Here is a 1,832-nt window from a genome sequence, read left to right on the forward strand (position 1 = left end):
GTCGTACGCGAACAAACCGAGAGGTGGCCGCCATGGCCAGGTTCACCCCCCAACTGCCCACCCGCAGGGACGCGCTCGGGCTCGCAGCCCTCGCGGCCCTGGGCGGCAAGCCCCCGGCCGCGGCGGCGCAGGCCGAGACGACGGGAACCCGGCAGGACACACCCGATCTCGCCACACCGGGAACCTCATGGCTCACCGGTCTGCGGCTTCGCCACTGCACCGTGCTGCAGTCCTTCGCCTTCGACGAGGCGCACGGTTGCCTGTATGCGTTGCAGGTCATGCAGGGCGGCATCAGGCTGCCGGGCGAGCGCCGCCCGCATACCCATGCCGAACGGGCACGCCGCGGAGACCTCTGCCTCAACCGGCTCAGCCTGCGCGGTGCCCTGACCGGCTACATGCTCCTCAAGGGCTTCGGCCACGGTGGGGCGATGGGCGTCGAGGAGCACCCGCGGGGCAGCAGGCTGTGGGCGGAGTGGGACGCCCATCCGGCTTCCGGTTACGGCCGCGGCATCTGCCGGTTCCTGTTCGCCGACGGACACATCCTCACCCGCGCCGGCGTCGGCCTCGCCGCCTACCGCCCCGTGCCGGGCTCCACCAGCAACTGCGTCGCCCTCGATCAGGGCAGTCGCAGACTCCTGCTGCGCTACAAGGTCGAAGGTGCCCCGCGCTTCGCGGTGTACGACCTCGCCCGCTTCGCTGCCTGGGACTTCCGCCCGCTCGCCGACCTCGCCCAACCCGACGCCCACCTCGGCCTGCCGTTCCAGGGCATGGCGCTGGACGGCGATACTGTCTACCAACTCATGGGCAGCGGCTACGGTCCCGGCAATCCCGTGACGTCCGACGGCAACACCCGCCTCGCCAGGGTCAACTGGCGTACCAGGACGCCGTACCAGGACTTCCCGGACCGTACGGCGCCGCACCTCGTCCCGCGTGAGCCGGAAGGACTTGCCGTACGCCGCAGCGACCGGCGGCTCTACCTCGGATTCGCCGAGGGGGCACTGGGCGTCAGGCGATTCTCCCTCTATTCAAAGAGGTTGGACTGAGACGTAATCCCCTTTCCGAACGTGATCGTTTGGTTCGGGGTGAGTGGGCATGGACTCCGGTTTGTGGTGGGAGAGATGGGCGTGGTTCGTCCGCTTGTCTGGCTCGTGGAGGTCGCTGGTGCCGTCGGTACTCGGTCTGCTGGAGGCCCGGGAGAAAGGGGGTCCGGGAAGAGATCGCAGGGTTGCGGGAGGAGGCCGAGCGGGTGCATGCGGCGCTCGGCGACGCTGAACGCGAGCTTCAGCGCCTGGTGGACGCCCGGGTGACCGTGGCCGAGGTGCTGGCCGGCCGCCTTCCGTGGTCACAGAGCCCGCAGGAATCCCGGTAACGGGTTCGACCGTGTCCCAGCGGGAGACGGGCATGGCGACGCAGACCCTCGCGCAGGATTACCAACGGATCTTGTCGGTGCTGGAGTCTGAAGCGGGCCGGGAGGGCATGCGCTGCCAGCAGCTGGCCGTAGCCCTGGGGCTGGAGGCCGTCCCGGCGAAAGTGGAGGGGCACATCGGCGGGCTGGGCCGGACGGCGCATGGGCGCGCGCTCCCGCCACAGCTCGTGCGCCTGCGCCCAGTCCTTTGTCATCGGCGAGTCCACCAGCCCCGGCGCCACCGCGTTGACCCGCACCTCGGGCCCGAGCGTGGCCGCGAGCAGTCGGGGCACGTGATTGAGCGCGGCCTTGCTGGCCGCGTACGGCTGGCTCGGCAACCGAGACCGGCCCGGTCGCACCTGGCGCCCGGGCAAGAACGCGATCAAGGTGGACTGCCACACCTTCACCACCAACGACCAGCCCATGG

The 1,832-nt window shown here is 70.4% G+C and carries 2 protein-coding genes; one reads left to right on the forward strand and one right to left on the reverse strand.

Annotated elements, in window-relative coordinates; translation table 11 throughout:
- The first annotated feature begins 32 nt into the window (after positions 1-32).
- Positions 33-1,043 (forward strand): phage baseplate protein, encoded by a 1,011-nt coding sequence (locus ACWFR4_RS48635; protein WP_453658385.1) that lies wholly within the window; start codon positions 33-35, stop codon positions 1,041-1,043.
- A 238-nt stretch (positions 1,044-1,281) separates the two neighbouring features.
- Here the strand turns inward: ACWFR4_RS48635 and ACWFR4_RS48640 are convergent, their stop codons facing one another.
- Positions 1,282-1,764, reverse strand: a complete 483-nt coding sequence (locus tag ACWFR4_RS48640) for an SDR family oxidoreductase (RefSeq protein WP_453658387.1) — start codon at positions 1,762-1,764, stop codon at positions 1,282-1,284.
- Between the last annotated feature and the right edge of the window lie 68 nt (positions 1,765-1,832).

The sequence above is a fragment of the Streptomyces sp. NPDC055140 genome (assembly GCF_053607285.1).